The organism is Undibacterium sp. SXout20W (assembly GCF_049340285.1).
In the GTDB taxonomy this organism is placed as follows: Bacteria; Pseudomonadota; Gammaproteobacteria; order Burkholderiales; family Burkholderiaceae_D; genus Undibacterium.
The window spans coordinates 1-18,353 of sequence record NZ_JBMPPH010000027.1; the positions used below are offsets into that span (position 1 = coordinate 1).

General features: G+C 45.3%; 17 protein-coding genes and 2 pseudogenes. 8 read left to right on the forward strand and 11 right to left on the reverse strand.

The features are described 5' to 3' along the window. Positions 1-119 (forward strand): annotated as a pseudogene (locus tag ACO0K1_RS13645) (IS30 family transposase); the annotation flags it as partial. Positions 120-390: 271 nt separating this feature from the next. Further along, complete coding sequence (locus ACO0K1_RS13650; RefSeq protein ID WP_423026610.1) at positions 391-765, forward strand: hypothetical protein; 375 nt, start codon at positions 391-393, stop codon at positions 763-765. Positions 766-1,795: 1,030 nt separating this feature from the next. Here the strand turns inward: ACO0K1_RS13650 and ACO0K1_RS13655 are convergent. The 3 genes and pseudogenes from ACO0K1_RS13655 to ACO0K1_RS13665 all read right to left on the reverse strand — a co-directional run bounded on the left by ACO0K1_RS13655 (position 1,796) and on the right by ACO0K1_RS13665 (position 5,016). After that, entirely contained in the window at positions 1,796-2,296 is a 501-nt protein-coding gene (locus ACO0K1_RS13655) for an AidA/PixA family protein (protein ID WP_423026612.1), read from the reverse strand. A 45-nt stretch (positions 2,297-2,341) separates the two neighbouring features. Then, positions 2,342-2,749, reverse strand: coding sequence for a hypothetical protein (locus ACO0K1_RS13660; RefSeq protein WP_423026614.1), 408 nt, complete (start codon positions 2,747-2,749; stop codon positions 2,342-2,344). A gap of 641 nt (positions 2,750-3,390) precedes the next feature. Beyond that, positions 3,391-5,016, reverse strand: a pseudogene (locus tag ACO0K1_RS13665) (methyl-accepting chemotaxis protein). A gap of 541 nt (positions 5,017-5,557) precedes the next feature. Here ACO0K1_RS13665 and ACO0K1_RS13670 point away from each other — a divergent pair. After that, complete coding sequence (locus tag ACO0K1_RS13670) at positions 5,558-6,583, forward strand: LLM class flavin-dependent oxidoreductase (RefSeq protein WP_423026616.1); 1,026 nt, start codon at positions 5,558-5,560, stop codon at positions 6,581-6,583. Positions 6,584-6,677: 94 nt separating this feature from the next. Here ACO0K1_RS13670 and ACO0K1_RS13675 read toward each other — a convergent pair whose 3' ends face one another. From ACO0K1_RS13675 to ACO0K1_RS13685, 3 genes are all read right to left on the reverse strand, one after another. Next, positions 6,678-9,932 (reverse strand): efflux RND transporter permease subunit, encoded by a 3,255-nt coding sequence (locus ACO0K1_RS13675; protein ID WP_423026618.1) that lies wholly within the window; start codon positions 9,930-9,932, stop codon positions 6,678-6,680. 2 nt (positions 9,933-9,934) lie between these two features. Further along, a complete protein-coding gene (locus ACO0K1_RS13680; protein ID WP_423026620.1) occupies positions 9,935-11,122 on the reverse strand; it encodes an efflux RND transporter periplasmic adaptor subunit in 1,188 nt (395 codons plus the stop codon). A gap of 278 nt (positions 11,123-11,400) precedes the next feature. Then, positions 11,401-11,877 (reverse strand): low molecular weight protein-tyrosine-phosphatase, encoded by a 477-nt coding sequence (locus tag ACO0K1_RS13685; RefSeq protein WP_423026622.1) that lies wholly within the window; start codon positions 11,875-11,877, stop codon positions 11,401-11,403. 235 nt (positions 11,878-12,112) lie between these two features. On the opposite strand from ACO0K1_RS13685, the gene ACO0K1_RS13690 reads away from it, so the two are divergent. Then, a complete protein-coding gene (locus ACO0K1_RS13690) occupies positions 12,113-12,706 on the forward strand; it encodes a GNAT family N-acetyltransferase (RefSeq protein WP_423026624.1) in 594 nt (197 codons plus the stop codon). Positions 12,707-12,787: 81 nt separating this feature from the next. Here the strand turns inward: ACO0K1_RS13690 and ACO0K1_RS13695 are convergent, their stop codons facing one another. Next, on the reverse strand, positions 12,788-13,039 hold the full coding sequence (locus ACO0K1_RS13695; protein ID WP_423026626.1) for a hypothetical protein: 252 nt from the start codon (positions 13,037-13,039) through the stop codon (positions 12,788-12,790). Positions 13,040-13,076: 37 nt separating this feature from the next. Then, positions 13,077-13,469 (reverse strand): MAPEG family protein, encoded by a 393-nt coding sequence (locus ACO0K1_RS13700; protein ID WP_423026628.1) that lies wholly within the window; start codon positions 13,467-13,469, stop codon positions 13,077-13,079. A 235-nt stretch (positions 13,470-13,704) separates the two neighbouring features. On the opposite strand from ACO0K1_RS13700, the gene ACO0K1_RS13705 reads away from it, so the two are divergent. From ACO0K1_RS13705 to ACO0K1_RS13720, 4 genes are all read left to right on the forward strand, one after another. Next, positions 13,705-14,088, forward strand: coding sequence for a hypothetical protein (locus tag ACO0K1_RS13705; RefSeq protein ID WP_423026630.1), 384 nt, complete (start codon positions 13,705-13,707; stop codon positions 14,086-14,088). A 327-nt stretch (positions 14,089-14,415) separates the two neighbouring features. After that, positions 14,416-14,733, forward strand: a complete 318-nt coding sequence (locus ACO0K1_RS13710) for a hypothetical protein (protein WP_423026632.1) — start codon at positions 14,416-14,418, stop codon at positions 14,731-14,733. A 92-nt stretch (positions 14,734-14,825) separates the two neighbouring features. Next, entirely contained in the window at positions 14,826-15,137 is a 312-nt protein-coding gene (locus tag ACO0K1_RS13715) for a hypothetical protein (protein ID WP_423026634.1), read from the forward strand. Between the two features lie 56 nt (positions 15,138-15,193). After that, on the forward strand, positions 15,194-15,601 hold the full coding sequence (locus ACO0K1_RS13720) for a hypothetical protein (RefSeq protein WP_423026636.1): 408 nt from the start codon (positions 15,194-15,196) through the stop codon (positions 15,599-15,601). 77 nt (positions 15,602-15,678) lie between these two features. Here the strand turns inward: ACO0K1_RS13720 and ACO0K1_RS13725 are convergent, their stop codons facing one another. The 3 genes from ACO0K1_RS13725 to ACO0K1_RS13735 form a co-directional block, all read right to left on the reverse strand. Next, entirely contained in the window at positions 15,679-16,701 is a 1,023-nt protein-coding gene (locus ACO0K1_RS13725) for a M23 family metallopeptidase (protein ID WP_423026638.1), read from the reverse strand. Between the two features lies 1 nt (position 16,702). Beyond that, the gene (locus ACO0K1_RS13730; protein ID WP_423026640.1) at positions 16,703-17,314 is read right to left on the reverse strand and encodes a hypothetical protein; all 612 of its coding nucleotides are present in this window, start codon (positions 17,312-17,314) and stop codon (positions 16,703-16,705) included. A 184-nt stretch (positions 17,315-17,498) separates the two neighbouring features. After that, positions 17,499-18,224 (reverse strand): tRNA-uridine aminocarboxypropyltransferase, encoded by a 726-nt coding sequence (locus ACO0K1_RS13735; RefSeq protein WP_423026684.1) that lies wholly within the window; start codon positions 18,222-18,224, stop codon positions 17,499-17,501. Positions 18,225-18,353 lie beyond the last annotated feature (129 nt).

Consider the following 18,353-nt stretch of genomic DNA (forward strand, 5'->3'; position numbering starts at 1 on the left):
TATGGGCGATGAACAGCTTAAATCATCGTCCCAGAAAATGTCTCGGCTTCAAAACGCCGCACCAAGTATTTATGAAGCAGTTACAATCGCATCAACATGTGGTTGCACTTCGAAATTGAATCCGCCACTCATTAAAAAGTTTCACTCGTCGATTAATTTAAGTACGTTTAAAAAGTTCTTAAGCAGTTTTTTTGGGTGTTATTGAGTGTGATCGAACTTTGATTTCATCGTCTATATATTTCTTACGTGGACGGCAAACCGTTCCACCAAAAAGTCTCAAGATAATTAAATTTCGTGACTGTAAAGAAAGTGATCGAGGTGAATTTTCTTAGATATCTGAAAAAAATTTTGCATTTATTTTCACTCACATACACACACAAAGGAATTAGCATGTCAACAAATTGTCCTACTTGCCAAGCAGCGAACGCCAACGTCAACTCAACAGAACCCGTCGCTAATTTTACCGTAACAGGTGTTGGCGCAAACTCCCGTGCAGTTCCGTATATCCCTGAATTAGCAGGCGTTCAAGCACTAGGCTTATCTGTTTGCGTCGTTGCAAGCTATGATTCAACAACAAATCAAATTTGTTTTACGATTCCAATTTATGGAAATTACTGCGTGACGTCTCCAGTACAAATTCCAATCGGCGCTGCAATAAAAGCCTGTGCGCAGACCTGCGGAAGTTTTATTCCGACTGGGCTGAAAGCCACTGTATATTTGAATGACACCGTGATTTTTACGACAGTTCCTTTCGGTAGTTGCTAAGAATTGTATTTTCGAATCTGAAAAATAGCACTCGGCTTATTTTTCAGATTCGTAGTGATACTCCAACCGCCTTAAATTTATATTTTTGTTGGATTAGACGAAACAACACTTTTTACGCGCATTAATGAAGCGTGCGTTTCTCGATAGAATCGATAGCGATTAATATTGGTAACACCATCGACCATTTTTCAGGTATTCAAATTTCACCTCGCTATCGATGACAGTGCGAGGCAGGAAATAGTTGTAGTGCTATTGAGGGAGCCCGTCTTGTACATAGAAAGCAGAACCACTAAGGACATGATCATTTCCTCTGACCTCATCAAGATTTTTCTTTCATGGCGTACAAGGTAATAATCACCGCGCGACTTTCATGTTCTCGATCGACACAATTGCTCCACCAAAACCCAGGCACTTTCAAGGCGGCTTCGACATACTAGCGCCAGTTCCATTTTTGGGATTAATGGGAACTCTGCGATGGTGTTAATATCGATATCGCTACCCTTGCACTACACGTATCGCCTGACGAATAAGCGTTAATCAATAGCAAACGTTGGCCTATACTTTGCTGTAAGAAAAACTGATCACGAATATTTACGAAATGCCTTCGCTGTTACGGCTTCAGTGTCCATGACGATACAGATCAAAGTGTAGGTTGGTAAATACCAATTTTTCTATGTGAATATGTGTGGCTGTTCACTTCCGTGCTTACTTTGGTGTACTGAGTCATGAGCTCATCGTGCGATGTTTTCGGTGGAACGTTGCGAATTTGAAAATGTAGACTAGCCAAGGAAAGATCTTCCGTAGCCATCTAGAAACTAGGACAAATGGTCAAATTAATCATCGACTGTTTACTCTGGGAGACTGGTATAGCCTAGCCGGCTTTTATCGCTTTCTTTGAGGGAAATGACAAAAAATGCGAATGCAGAAATGTCATTGGCTTGACTCCACTCCGATCTGGTTCTCTTAGATCGGAGTGATTCGAATACAAAGCGTCTCAATAAAATCAGTTTGTCAGCACCGCTTCAAAATATCACTGAGCAGTGATGAAGGGATCCCAGTTAATAAAGTAGGAAACTGGGTTCAAGATTCCAACAGTTACCTTGATTTGAATTTGGTAAGTCTGCTTTCCAGTTGCAATCGCCTGGCCTACCCAATAACTGCCTGCAGGTTCGTTGTTTGGGGAAGTTTGTTGCCGTGGCTGACCAGCAGCCGTAAATACACTCCCGCTTGATACATTGAAGCCTGTGATGACAACAGTATCACCTGACACGCCATTTACATTAATTGGTACGACGTTAAACCCAATCAACGATCCGACAGGGCATTTCGTTGATAGTTCTAGTGTCCCTTCTCCCGTACTGCCGTTGGACGCCATATTGTCCATCATATAAATACCGCTACTAATATTTCTACCTTGCTGAGACGCGACGTAGCTAGTATCGACGGCAATAGTGATTGCGGTTAAAGGATTGTATTGACCAACAGTCGCTTCCGCGCGAACGACTTGGCACGATGGATTAAAATTCAACATAAGTTCCTCATTATTGATTAGTTTTATTAAAGATTTTTTCGCTACTTATGAGACGTTAAAACTGGCTGTCGTATTACACGTTATTGCAGAACCACTAGAAGACTGCGCTGAAAAATTGATCGAATATGAGGCAGTACCATTATTCTGTACCTGACCTGTCCAGGTAGTCGGATTTATTTGCTGTGGTGTCCCGGATGTTCCGAATGCATTGGAATTCCCGAAGTTTTGCAAGCTGAGTATAGTTCCTGAATTCACATTCACATCTGCGATTGACCAACAAACGTAATCGTTAGTATTTGCAGCTGTTTTTAGTGACGCGCCTCCTTCATTAGAACTACCATTGTTTAAGCGGTTATCGACAAGATAAATTCCGTTATTCGAATTGTTCTGAAGGGTTTTTGAATCAACCCATACTTGAATAAAAACACTGCACTGCGATGGTTGTATGGCCATTATCTTCTCCAATTTAATCAGACATTTGTAGAAAAGTATGATGCAGTGAAATCTCTGGAAAGAGAATTCAGAACGTTCTTTACCGTCCTAACAAACACGCATTGTGTTCGCATGATGACTATATAAATTTCTTATCGACATTACGATCACACTTGATAACATCAGTCGCATGACTTCCTACAAAAAATGCAGTCGAATGAGGAAATGAAGTGGGGTTCTTTTGTTGAGATATTTAGGAAAGCCGAGCTTATTAACATTTACTACGCCGGCTGGTTGTGACAGATCAAAGAAATGCCCCAGATAGCTGATGCGCTTTAGTCATTCCAGATTAATTGAGGCTCAAACAGAACAGTCTAATCAATATATCGGCTCTCAGTTGAAGGTCGGTAGTTGACTACTTTTTCGTCGAAATCTAGCCAGAGCTGGGATTACATGGCACATGCGATTGAACCAAACATTACGAGTTGAAAACCTCTCGATGCTTTCCAAATTACGATGGGGATTTTCGCCTTGCCGAGACAATCGCGTACCATTTACTCGCACCCGAAATTAAGACTCTGCCCACTGAATTGCGCCAGCCTTTTGCTTTTTGATCGTTTGCTGTGTGATTTACTTTGCTGGTCGTGCACCAGGCATTTTTTTTAAGCCCGGTTTTGGTAGACCGACTGCAAGGATGAATGTGCAATTTTTGCTTCGACGCCTTCGCCAAGGTCAAAGATGCTGATGGCAGTCATTAATTGACTCGCTTGTTCTTCCATTGCGGCAGCGGCCGCCGCTGCTTGTTCTACGAGTGCGGCATTTTGCTGGGTGGCGTTGTCCATTTCTATAATCGCCAGATTAACTTGCTCAATACCGGTACGTTGTTCGGTCGTCGCGGCAGTAATTTCGGTAATGACATGATTGACTTTCTGTACGCTATCTAAAATATCTTCCATGGTTTTTCCAGCAGCATCAACTAAGCGCGTACCATGACCGACGTTCTCTACCGAGTCATTGATCAACGTTTTGATTTCTTTCGCTGCCATTGCGGAGCGTTGTGCCAGGTTTCTGACTTCACTGGCAACGACGGCAAACCCGCGGCCTTGTTCGCCGGCTCTTGCAGCTTCTACTGCGGCATTTAAAGCCAGAATATTGGTCTGAAAGGCAATACCATCTATGACAGAAATAATATCGACAATTTTTTGCGATGAAGCATTGATGACTTCCATGGTCGAGACCACTTCTGCCACGACGCTACTGCCTTTCACCGCGACTTCAGATGCAGAATTCGCGAGTTGTCTCGCCTGACGTGCATGGTCGGCATTCTGACGCACCGTGCTGGTCAACTCTTCCATAGTTGATGCGGTTTCTTCTAATGAGCCAGCCTAGGCTTCAGTACGCGCAGACAAATCCATATTTCCTGAAGCAATTTCTTTGGATGCATGACTGATCGTTTCTGCACCAGTTTTTATTTGCCTGATCAAATTAGCGATGTCATCTCGCATATTTTTAATCGAGACCAGTAAGCTCGACTCATCGTTCTGTTTTAGATAGATAGGCGCCGCTAATTTTCCAGCAGCAATATCTTTCGTCACAGCGGATGCATAATCGGGTTCGCCACCCAATTGGTTAATCAAACTTCTGGCGATAAAAATCGATACCAGCACAAGAATCAACGTCAGCAACAGCGTAAAACCTGAGGCGCTCAGCAAACGTGCATGAAAACTGGCATCAACGCTATCAATGTAAACGCCCGATGCAATAATCCAACCCCAAGGTGCAAATGCTTTGACGTAAGAAACCTTTGGTACCGGGGTTGAACTGCCTGGCTTAGTCCAAACGTGGAAAACGTAGCCCGAACCGTGCGCTTTGACGACATTGAGCATGTCCATGTATAACAACTTCCCTTCAGGGTCTTTAAAGTCTGCCAAATTTTTACCGACCAACTCCTGCTTGATAGGATGCATCAACATCACTGGTTGCATATCATTGATCCAGAAATAGCCGTTGTCACCATAACGCATCGCCTTAACCGCATCCATCGCCGCTATTTTTGCATCTGATTCTGTCAGTTTGTGTTGATTTGCCAGTTCGTAGAAATGGCGAACGATGGTCTCAGCGGTTTCAACAGTTTGTCTGACATTGTTCTGCCGTTCTTCCAGAATCATGCTTTTTTCAGATGCCAGAAATAAACCTGTTAACGCCAAAATACCAACGACCGCACTGACAATCAATAATTGCAGACGCCGAGAGATGCTTAACTGTTGTAATTTTCCCGAGATCGACATATCTGCTCCATTTTAAAAATTTCTTAGAGTGTGATGTTACAGCGACAAAGCACGCCAATATTGATAGAGCACAAAACCGGAACTCTTATGCTCAGCAAAAAAGTGGCCTATTCTCTATGAAACAGTTCTGCCAGACAGGTATTTTCGTCCAAATTTTGGACTCATCCAGGTGGGGTAAGGAAGTGGTGAAATTAGTAGCATTTTAGGGACTCTGCCAGAAAAATTCCAAATAATTACTGTACCGCAAGGCATTAAGCCAGATTGGGCGGCAAATGTTTGAATGTAAGCCATCATCCATCGATGAATTCAGTAGCGAATAATGCGATCTAGGTTGGACAACGAACAGCGCTTGAACAAAAGCCGACGCAACATTAAGACGTGATAATGGTTTTACTAGTCTTCCTGTTATTGTTTCTGTGCATGTGCCCGTGAATGCTTAACATTAGTCACAAAAAGCAAAGTCGGGGAAGATAGCCCATAATATCCGTTGTCTCAACCGACTTTTTCAAGTCGGTAACTATTGCCCGGAGGGTACTGCACTATGACAAAACTTTCTATTCTCGATCTTGCACCGATTGCCCAAGGTAGTTTACCTGCGCAATCGTTTAAGAATTCCTTAGATCTCGCTCAGCATGCCGAAAAATGGGGCTATCACCGCTTTTGGCTGGCCGAACATCATGGCATGCCAGGGATCGCCAGTGCCGCCACGGCGGTTTTGATTGCCCACGTCGCCGGCGGCACAAAAACGATCCGGGTCGGATCGGGCGGCATCATGTTGCCGAATCATTCACCACTGGTCATTGCGGAACAATTTGGTACCTTGGAATCCTTGTTTCCTGGCCGTATTGATTTAGGTTTAGGACGGGCACCCGGTTCTGACCAAAGAACGGCACGTGCGTTACGACGAAATTTACATTCAGATACCGACGAATTTCCAAGGGACGTAGCAGAGCTTCTCGACTACTTTACTGACGAGCCACAATCTGCGCTACGCGCCGTTCCTGGCACCGGATTACATGTGCCAGTCTGGATTTTGGGTTCTAGTTTATATGGCGCGCAGTTAGCCGCTGCGATGGGCTTACCTTACGCATTTGCATCACACTTTGCACCGCAAGAAATGATGCACGCGATCGATATTTACCGTGCGACGTTCCGTCCATCTGTTTATTTAGACAAACCTTACGTCATGCTTGGATTCAATGTGTTTGCAGCAGACAGTGATAAGCAAGCGCATTATCTGGCGAGTTCGGCGCAGCAGGCTTTCATCAACCTAAGGAGTGGTCGACCAGCAAAAATCCCACCGCCTGTAGAAAATTTTATGCAGCAAATTGGTGAATCGGAACGCTACTTGCTCAATCAGATTCTGGCCTGTTCTGCAATTGGTTCTACAGATACCATTGCGCAACAAATGCAGGCATTTATCGCAAAAACTGGGGCCGATGAATTAATGATCGCGTCTAATATTTTCGATCATCAAGCACGTTTGCACTCATATGATATTGCAATGGAAGTGCATACTACTTCGATAAAAGTTAAATGTGAAAACCTCAGCTCGTTCGTTGTGTGATTGAAAAAAAACCCGCAAATCTTCATTTGCGGGCATCAAATACCAGAGAGCAAGTTTGGGAGATCTCTCTAGCGGGTAAACTAAGTTGTCCGAATTAGATAATTTCTGAACTCGCCGCTTTGATGCTGAGCGTGTCACCTTGTACTGTGCGTCGACCACGACCTGTGATCAGCGCCAGCAATTTGCCCAGCATGCGATACGCGAAACGTAGCAGCAGTAAGGTGCACAGAGCTTCCAGCATCGTCATTGCGAAACCTACGATCGCTGGATAACGTGACATTCTCACACGCATTTTCTGCATCATACTTTCACGTGCGATCTCTATGCTGTCATAGAACGTTGGTACCACCAACAAGGTCAACAATGTCGATGTAATCGTTCCACCGATAATGGCAATTGCCAGCGGACGATAAAATTCACCGCCTTCGCCTAAGCCTAAAGCGACTGGCATCATGCCTGCAATTAATGCGAAAGTGGTCATCAGAATCGGACGCAAACGTACGCGACCAGCCTGCATCAACGCCTCTTCTCTATCCATTCCATCCGCTTCATTTTTACGTGCCGCATCGAGTAACAGAATCGCGTTTTTCGCCACCAACCCCATCAACATAATCACGCCAATCAAACTCATGAGATTGATCGTACTTCCCGTGACTAACAACGCCAATACAACACCAATCAGCGATAAAGGCAGGGACAACATCACGCCCATTGGTGCTGTGAAGGAACCAAATTGCATGACCAAAATCAAGTACATCAAGCCGATACCAGACAACAAGGCGATCGCCATCGCACCAAATACCTCTTCCTGATCTTGTCCGGAACCAGCAATTGCCAGGCCGTACCCTGGCGGATAATCAAACGACTCAGCAAGTTTCTTTGCTTCCGCAATGACTTCACCATTGGATCTACCCTGCACATTTGCCGACACGGTAATCGTGCGTTTGCCTTTGTTATGTTCAATACCGGATGGGCCTTTACCCATACTGATGGTAGCAATTTGATCGAGTGGTACCATTTGATTGGTGCCACTGATAGCGATCGGGAGACGTTCAATATTTTCTTTGCTGATTCGATCGTCAGGGTGCAAACGCACCGCAACGTCACGCGTTTCACCAGTAGGATCGACCCAATCTCCAACTTCGATACCGGCAAAAGCAACACGCAGAGCCTGCGCCGCATCATTTGCCGAGATTCCCATCGAATTGGCTAAGCCACGATTGAGTTCAATCTTCAATTCCTTTTTCGGATCTTGCTGTGACAAACCGATATCGACGGCCCCCGGAACGTCACGCAGTTTTTCCATAAAGGCACTGGTAATTTCTAACAGTTTGCGTGAGTCAGGCCCCGTAAATTCGATCTGCACTGGCTTTTGCGCACCGTTATTCAGATCATCTAACACCACGTATTCGGCCCCGACAAGGGATTTAATTTTGTCACGCAATTCGACAGCGATTTCTTTCGCACCACGTTTGCGTTCAGTGCGTTTGCCAATATCAATATAAATGCGACCGCCAGCAGGATTGATATTGCTATTGGTTTCTTTTACCTCTTTGATGGTACGAGCGATTGCTGCGGCGCGTTCCATTTTCAATTTGGCATATTCCAACGACGACGATGCCGGCGTGCGAACTTCAATCATCAGATTACCCGAATCCGTCGGTGGCAAGAAGCTAGTACCACCCCATTTGATTTGCAATCCCAACGCAGTGACGAGGCTGATAAAGGCAATTGCAGCCATCCAGCGTCGATGATGCAGAGCCCACGCAATGATCCGCCCATAGCGATCTGCTTGGCGATCAAACCAGTCATTAAAACGGGCTAAGACCTTGCTGATACCTGTTTTTGGCGCATGGTGATGATCTGCCGGATCACCCCAATACGCAGATAACATGGGATCAAGCGTAAATGAAATTCCCAGACTAACCAAGACAGAACACGTCACAGTCAATGCAAACGGACGGAACCATTCTCCCGGCATGCCAGGCATAAATGCAACTGGAATAAATACTGCGATAATCGAAAAGGTGGTTGCGGCAACGGCCATACCGATTTCTGCTGTTCCTTCCAATGCCGCTGTTCTGCGATCTGAGCCCATTTGCATGTGGCGCACAATATTTTCCCGTACCACAATCGCATCATCGATCAGCACGCCAATGGCTAATGACAAGCCGAGCAGGGTCATAAAGTTCAGTGTAAAACCGCACAGCCAGACTGCGATGAAGGCAGCAACCACCGAGGTCGGCAAACTCAATGCGGTGATTAAGGTCGAGCGCCAGGAGTTGAGGAAGGCATACACTACAAAGATAGTTAAGCAGGCACCTAACACCAAGGAATCAACAACGTTATTGAGGCTATTTTGCGCTTCCTTACCGCCGTCGCGGGTCACTTCTAACTTCGTACCCGGATGATTTTTCTCGAAATCTTTATTGATTTCATCGACCAGTTTATGCACTTCTTTCGCTACAGAAACGGTACTCGCATCGCGCGACTGTGTAATTTGGATACCAACGTTCGGTTTGCCGCTACGTATCGACAAGCCATTGATATCGGCAAAATTATCGTCAATCGTGGCGACTTGAGCGAGTCTGACAATTTGGTCGGCATTTCGTTTAACGACGATGCCTTGGAATTCTTCTGGTGATTCGATGCGACCAACGAGGCGAATACTTTCTTCTTCCAAATCACCGCGCAATTTTCCAACAGGTGCATTGCTATTTTGGTTGCGCAGCGCATTAACGACATCGCTGATTGAGACATGATATTCACGTAATTTTTCAGCGCGAACCAAGACTGACAATTCACGTTTTAATGACCCATTAACAATAACGGTGGAGACGCCAGGAACACCGCGTAATTTGTCTGCAAGCGTATCTTCAGCCAGGCGTGAGATTTCGGCATGTGTGAGTTTGCTGGATGACAAAGCCAAATTCATCACCGGTTGAGCGGCAGGGTCCCAGCGCCGAATTACGGGCTCTCGCATTTCCGTTGGCATTTTATAGCGAACACTGGAAATGACGTTGCGAACCTCATCTGAAGCTTCGATCATGTTCTTTTTAAAATTGAACATGATGTCGAACGTTGCCACGCCTTCATTTGCGGACGCATTGAGTTCAGTCACGCCTTGAACGCTCATTAAAGACTTTTCGAGGCGATTTATGATATCGCGCTCTACCGTATCGGGTGAAGCGCCAGGGTAGGTAATAATGACGGACAACCCGGGTACAGAAACGTCGGGGTTTTGATTGACGCGAAGCTTGCTCAACGCCAATAATCCCATCGCCATCAAGGCGATGATCATGACAATGGTGGCGATCGGCCGTTTAATACTGAAGTCGGATAAAAACATAATTAATTTCCTTCAGTATGAATCGCGGCTGAAGCAGCAACTTTAGCAACTGCCATTTCAACATCCTGATCATCTTTGAAGTTAGATCCAGGACTACGCATTACCAAGTCACCGGTCGACAGACCTTGGCGAACTTCATAATTGCCGGAACGTTGATCGCGCTTGCCGAGCACCAGATCGACTTTTTTCAATTTGTTACCAACGACGCGCCACGCATAAGATTTGTCGCCGGATTTGACGACCGCACTTTCTGGCAAACTTAAAGCGTCAACCGTCGTGGATTCAATATTGCCTTCCGCATACAAACCGGACACTTTAGGTTGGTTGCTATCGATAAAACCAACCAAGACTTCGACCTGCCGAGTGACATCATTGGCTGCTGGATCAACGCGGGTAACTTTGCCGTGAAATTCCTGGCTTGCATAACCATTCACACGAAAGCTAACAGCTTGTCCCATTTTGACCTGGGAAATTTTGTCAGCAGAAACATTGCCTACAAAGCGCATGCTGGTAGGATCGATGACCTTGACCAATTCTTTTCCCAAAGAGGCAGTATCACCGGCAGAGACCTTACGTTCACTGACCACCCCGTCGAAGGGAGCGCGGACGATAGTGCGCTGTAATTGTTGACGTGCTGTGGTAGCGCGCGCTTTTGAGGCCGAGACCTCACTGCGGGCGGCATCAACTTTAACTTCAGCATCATCCAGTGCTTGTAAAGATGCCATTCCAGAAGCGCGCAGCGTTTTCAGGCGTTGTTGGGCGCGCTCCGCTTGTTCCAACGATAAGCTGGCACTGCGGACATTGTCTTCGGCGGAATTGAGGTTGTCACGAATCGACGTTTCATCAAGTTTGACTAAAACATCTCCACGCTTTACTACATCGCCATTTTCTTTTAATACCTGCAGGACAATTGCCTGAACTTCAGCTCGTAGATCCGCTTTTCGCTCCGGCTGGATAGAACCCGTAACGACGGGACCAGAAACCATCGCATTGGTCGCGATCTTAATGGTGTCTTCTGGCGCAATCAGCAATTTGACAGGTGCTTGCGCTTTTTTACCAACCGTATTCTTATCAGCGTCTGCTGAAGCGCTGGCAGAATTGGATGCAGCCGTTTTTTCTGTTTCTTTATTATTGTTACAAGCAGCCAAGGCGGTTGCGATGGCAATGGCGATCAAGGTTTTACGTAACATGGCGGGTCTCTTGCGCTATAGAAATAATCGGGACTTCAGGGATGGTGCAGTATTCAGCATCGTGGCATCTATGACAAGCACCAGAGACTTAAGTTGCGTTTATTGATGGATGAAATGCATTTTTTTGGGAATGAATGGGAAAATTAAGCATCCATTGCCTCGCGAATAAACAATTAATTGCAATTTATGCAATTAATTGACCGTAGAATCAGAGATGCTACAAGGCAAGCGCTCTAGAAGCCAAAGCCAGTATGTGAACAAAACGTGGGGAGCGATGCTTAAGGCTGCTGTTTCGCTTGCAAGTCGCGCAATAAACCGTTGGTGGCATCGTCAATGTAATCCAACACCAAATCAAAGCTTTCGCCATCCTCATAATATGGATCTGGTACTTCTTTAACATCCCTTTGCTGCGCGTACTGCATAATTAAAGATAACTTGTGACGATGCGCTAGCGGACATGCAGCCTCGAGCAAGGCAAGATTATGCTTATCCATCGCCAAAATGAGGTCAAATTTTGAGAAATCGTCCGCTTTAACCTGACGTGCACGTTGCCTACTCAGATCATAACCCCGTTTTAGTGCGTGCGATTGCGCACGCGGATCAGGCGCTTCACCAACATGATTCAAATACATACCCGCAGAATCAATGACAAACTGGTCCAATAAACCAGCAGCTTGGGCTTTAGCGAGAAACACGCCTTCAGCCGTTGGTGAGCGGCAAATATTACCCATACATACAAAGAGAATAGAAGTCACTTTAGGAGATTTCATCTGCGAAGTTGAGGGAATATTTCGGGGCTCGAACCAATAAAAGAATGATTATGGTACGCGGATTTGACTTATAAAAATGATTATTTTTACATCCTAAATGTGAACAATTTATAAATCTGTCGCATGCTATTATCTCGTCATTCGTGTTCTGCCAGACTGAACCTGAACGATGGACAATACCACTTTGTGTGACTGCTTAGAACTATAACTTTTTCTTGCCATGAAACAACAATCTTCAATACCACCTACCGACCAGACCACTGCTAGTGTCGCTCACAACGTTCATTCACAGTTGAGTTTTCGCGAAGCGCTTGCGATGGATGCAGAGACCATTACGGACTTAGTCAACAGCGCCTACAGAGGCGATAGCAGCCGTCAAGGATGGACCACCGAAGCAGACCTCTTGCAAGGACCCCGTATCTATACAAATGAAGTACTTGATTTAATTGTGGCAAAAGAGTCCGTTGTTCTACTGTGCCTTCAACAGGAACAAGTCATCGGATGCGTTCACCTTCAGAAGCAGAATGACGCCGCATACCTGGGGATGTTTGTCGTTAGTCCTACATTGCAAGGAAATGGTATTGGTCAATATTTTATGCAAAACGCGGAACTACACGCGCAGGCATTGTGGGGAGTGCAGAAAATCTGGATGACCGTCATTAGTGTACGCAAAGAACTAATTGCCTATTATCAACGACGTGGCTATGTCCGTACAGGCCGCTTTAAGCCATTTCCAAAAGACAATGGAAAAGAAAAACTACTGGTCGAGGATCTACAGTTTGAGGAACTGGAAAAAACACTACCTATTTTGTGATAAGAAGTATTGCTGCTTCACTCTGTTTCGCTTTATTCAACCTGTTTTTTAACTGCGGTGATAGGGTGAATCACACTCAGACTACTCATGTCGGTAATAATAAATAGCGCCACACAAAAGAAACCCTACCGCGTATAACAAGCGCGTGTCGCTCCCAGTCACATAGGGATAAAACATCATCACAACACCCAGCCATTTGGTTTTGACGCGTTGTGTCTTTTTGCCAAAGCGATACGCTACAAAACCAATAACACCAAATAGGATAGCGCCAAAAATATAGGCCGGCGTCGGCAACAAACTATAGAGCAGGTTTTGTAATTCTTGATCATTCATGGCGCGAGCTTTCTGATATTTTATAGGAGATATTTGCTCATGAAAGCAAAAGTATACTAATACTCGTTACGGTGGCGGCGGTCCAAATTAAAGTGCGTAATGTTCCGACGTTCATCAGATAAGCACCAATGTACAGCACCCGCAGGCCAATAAATAATAGCGCCAAATGGTCAATTCTCCCTTGCTCCGCATGTGATTGCTGAGCCAACACCACTGCCGCGATGAATAATGGCAACGCCTCCCATCCATTATTTTGTGCCGAGATCGCACGCTGCTGCCAACCTGTTAGCTGATCTGCCCATCCACGCGGATTACTGTTGTCGTAACGCCCGTCGTTTGCAGGAGATTTGGCAGAATTTGCCTTTGCCAGGCCGACTGTGAATATCGGTAATAAACATGCTGTTAACACACACCAATTGGCTATCGTCATTTATGTCTCCATCGTACTTTTTTGTTGATAATTTCTAATAATTTTCTGCACACAGTCATACTAAGGCAAATTAGCTCGTTTAGCTCATTTTGCTGGATTAACAATTAACCACAAATTATCTTTCAACTGATGTCAACACAAATTCTTTGGCTGGCGTTCTTGGCTTACGTAGATTGACTACGCTAAAGCAACAGAAGTTACGCACAGCTAATTAGGCCAAAGAAAAGGACTTATCATGAAATCGATTATCGCCGCTATCGTCACAACAACTTTTGCTATCGGCACTGCATTTGCTCAAACACCTGCAGCTACACAAGCAACAACCGCTGCAAGTGATGCAAAAGCCGCGGTTGTCAGCACTACCAAATCAGCGACTCCAACAGTAACGACACCCGGCAAAGCAGATGTAGTAACGACTGCAAAAACCGCAGTTTCTACGCCTGCTGCGAATGGATCCACCACAACAAAAGTAGCAACGAGTGAGGCAACAAAAACACACAAGAAGCGTCTAAAAAAACACGTTGTTGATACATCGACTACCGCAAATAATTCAGTAACAACGGTAGTAACAACGGTAGCAAAAACGTCAGCAGTATCAACAGCCGCATCAGCCAAATAAATCATTGTATCGCCTCCGTCATCGGAGGAAGAAAGCCAGCGCAGATCATTGAGATCTGCGCTGGTTTTTTTATTGTGTGCCAAATTTAATGCGGAAGAATGTCCAGGCAATTTTCTTTTTGGTTGACACAAAATTGTTAAATAAAATCAGTTTAGAACGACTCTACCAATTCAGCACTAATTCCAAAATAGCTGTCAACAGCTTGTTATTCGACCGCGTTCTTGGCTTACGTAGACACACTACGCCAGGTAAAGAAGTACAAAAGCAGCAGTAAAGAAAAAGTAATTAAACATTCATAGTTTCACTTTATATAGAACAGGACTCATCATGAAAACGATTATCGCCGCCATTATCGCTACAACGTTCGCAATGGGTACAGCGTTCGCCCAGACACCAGCAGCGAGTGCGCCAGCAAAAACCAGTGCAGCACCAACAGCAGCAAGCGCCACAACAAGTACCAAAACCGCTGAGCCAGTCGCAAAAACAGCGCATAAAAAACATGTAAAAAAAGAAGCTACTATCAAAGCAAAAGCTGATGAAAAAACAGACGTAAAAAGCGAAGTAAAAGTTGATAAAAAACCTGATGCAAAAGTAGCCGCAACAACAGCATCTGCATCGGCAACTTCAACAGCACCAAAAAAATAAAGTCGTCGACTTAATAGCAAAAAACACGAATATAAGTAGTATCAAAAGTAACCAGTCTATTTAATTTAAATTACTAAAGAACAGGACACATCATGAAAACGATTATCGCCGCCATCATCGCTACCACTTTCGCAATGGGTACAGCATTCGCTCAAACACCAGCCAGTGCGCCTACAAAAGTAAGTGCGGCGCCGACCGCTACAACTGCTCCAGCAGCAAATACGACTGGCGACGTAAAAGCACCAGCAGGAAAAGTAACGCATAAAAAACATGTTAAAAAAGAGGCTGCTGGAGAAGTGAAAGCAGACAAAAAGGCAGATGCAAAAGTACCTGAAGCGCCAGCAAAAACTAGTGCAGCTTCATCCGCATCGGCTACTACATCAACACCGGCAATGAAGAAATAAAGTTAGCAAACAAATTCACTTTTCGCTCAAACTACGAATAAAGAACAGGACACATCATGAAAACCATTATCGCCGCTATCATCGCTACTACCTTTGCAATGGGTACTGCTTTTGCACAAACACCAGCAGTTAGTGCTCCGGTCAAAACAGTTGCACCAGTTGCAGCAAACGCAGCAACACTGACCGCACCAGCCGCGACAGCCACCGCTACAGCAGCATCTCAAACAAAGACTGTGGTGACTGGTGAGAAAAGCAAATTAAAACATCACATGGACGCCAAAAAAGAGTCGACAGATGCTGTGAATGCAAAGGTTGAAACGAAGGTTGACACAAAAGTTGAAACTAAAACAGCCGCTGCGACTGACATGAAGGCAGATGCGAAACCAGAAGCCAAAGTTGAAGCTAAAGTAGCGACAAAGATTGCACCGAAACCACAGATTGATAAAGTCGCTGCATCGAAATAATGTGGGCAAAAAAAAGGATTACCAAGCTCCTTTTTTTCAAAATAAAACCACCAGCCATTTTTTTTGGCTGGTGTTTTTTATTGACCCCGCATACATCGAAGCGTGGTCTCGTCTATTATCGCATTTTCGGTACATTCTTTAGCACTATGTTTTGTCTTTGGGCGCGACGGCAGCACACCGGCTGATGTCAACCAGGAATGGTAGCGTGGAATCACTACGCCTGTGCTTTCGCCCCAAAATTGAATTGGAAACGAAACGGTATTACCGTTTTCATTTTTTTGTAACGCAAAATGCAAATGAGGTTCGGTCGAAAATCCACTATTTCCTGATAAGGCAATTGGCATACCAGCTGCAATTTTTTGACCAATAGCAACGCGTGAAGAAAACTGCTTTAAGTGCACATATATAGCCCAGGTTCCATCATCATGTAAAATACAAATGTAGTTTGCTTTACTTAAAAAATCCGATGTCGCCTGGCCATTGTCACTGAATTGGTTGACGTTCTCAATCACATAGCCACCGCGTGATGCAATGACTGTGGTACCGATAGGCATAGGTATATCGATCGCATTCTTAGCGGCGATATCATGATGAGAAAAAATCGGTCCATCTGCTGCCTGCATTACTTGAAATGCCTTGGTGGATATAAATGGTACGAGATATTTTGCCCCCGGTGCCGCTTGCACATTTGGCTGACCAATTTGATAGCGATATAGATACTGAAAGGCGTAAGCTTGCGAATTGTCTGCAGCCGAGACCCGTACCAACTCTGCGGTTTCACCCGCTTGCAATAAACGAATAATTGGCCAACTAGTGCTGGAAGTAATATTGGTTGAGCTACTTAAGTTGAGTGTCAAGGTCAGCGGTATCTGACTTAGATTTTTAGCGATCACGATATTGGAAGTGGCGTCTTTGATGGTTTCCACATTCACAAGTGACGATTCTGCATAGGCAAATTTTGAAACCAACAGTGTCAATGCTAATACCTGAATCAACGATTGAACCAACGACTGAATCAACATCTGGATCGACATCTGCCTTAGCGGCTGAATGTGCTGATGATATGGCATTGATAATAGATTTTTTTCACTCGATTTCATATCAATGTTCCGCCATATAAATGATGCGTGGGCAAGTTGGATCTTGTTTTGATTGTGGACACCAGAAAGACACGGTGATTGACCATCGTTGGCAAGAAATTTCGATCAGGTCTGAGCGATTTCCCAATCCTAAATTGCAAGTCGATTGCAACGCGCGATCGATGCTAAGCCCTTGAAAATAACCATAGCCACTAATTTTTTTGATAGTCGCAACTCCGCGTTGCAGATCAACACTACCTGGCCGCACCAAAAGCCGTCGCTGCGCTAATGGAACGATCGTTTCTAGCTCAGGCTCGCCACAACTCCATTGATTGCCATCGCGTCCGCACTGGGCGACATGATAGACAGCTTGCCCCAGCATTTGGAGGTGTGGCCGACATTTGACATCGGCAAAATAGGCGCGTCCGTTCGCTTCCATCGCGCGTGCATCAATCTGCGCGACGGCCAAACCAAATGGGTCACCACAAACGATTTTTTCTAATTGTAGCCGTTCGGCGCGTGACACATTGGCCACGAAACTGTCATCGGCTGCCTGCGTCGTTGAAAAAATGAACAAACAACCACACACAAGAGCCAGGCGCCATAACGACTGCGGTTTGGAAGGGAATGTCATATCCTTGATTATCACTGAGAGTTCATGCTGATAGCGATACAAATGCACTAGAATTTATCATGAAGCAGTCGCACGTTTCTGAAATTTGTCATTCATTTTTCCAGGGCTTAGAAAATGTCAGTGTCCTATATTTGGCGCGGGTCATGGCGTGAAATGCTCTTGAAAAGCGCGTCGATATTGGGTTTTATTTTTCAAACATTTTTGTATTGTCGTTTTGATCTGTCAGCGCGTGTAGGCGTTGATGCAATTCATCGTCCCAACTTACTTTAACTTGCTGTTTGGCCCGCAGATAATGATCACTAAAGACGTCGAGATAGGCATCCAGAATTTCTCCCGCCAGCTGGTCGCCAGCCATGCTCAAACATAAAGCTGCGACCTCAGAAGTACACAAATGATCATCGCGTTTTGAGCGACGTAAGCGATAACGTGATAATTGCGCAGGTTCCAGGCTGAGTACCGGAAAAGCCAACAAATAAGGGCTCTTTTTAAAAATTTTGCGCGCCTCTGACCAAGTGGCGTCCAGCAATATAAAGAGTGGACGCTGCTTAATTTGGGTCGGTAATTCCACCGCGTCTGCTTGGGGGTCTGTTTCTTCAGGCACTTGACTGATGACCCGCTCTGGCGCTACAAACTCACCCGGAAAAACCACATAGGGCTGCCACTGGGGATCGGTCAGGAGGGTCAATAATGCAGGGTCTACTTCGGTACGTGCCCACCCAAAGGCGAAGGTATCAGGTACCACATCGGCAATGAGCCAGCCCGTGTTGCTGGGTTTCAGGGATTCATGTTCTGCCATTAACAGGCAAATCCCGGCGCGGGTCGACATAATCGGGCGCAAGTGACACAAACAATGGCTGGGAATCAACCGACAACCCTGACAGCGCTCACCGTGCGGCCCGCCACGCGCCATAAATGGCCGCGTACTACGCAAGAGACGACTTGCGCGTAACCGTGATACAGCATGAGGAGGATGGGCATTCATAGTGGCAGCGATACTGGAAAGCCCTGCATTTTAGTGCAATACCGATGCCACATGTCA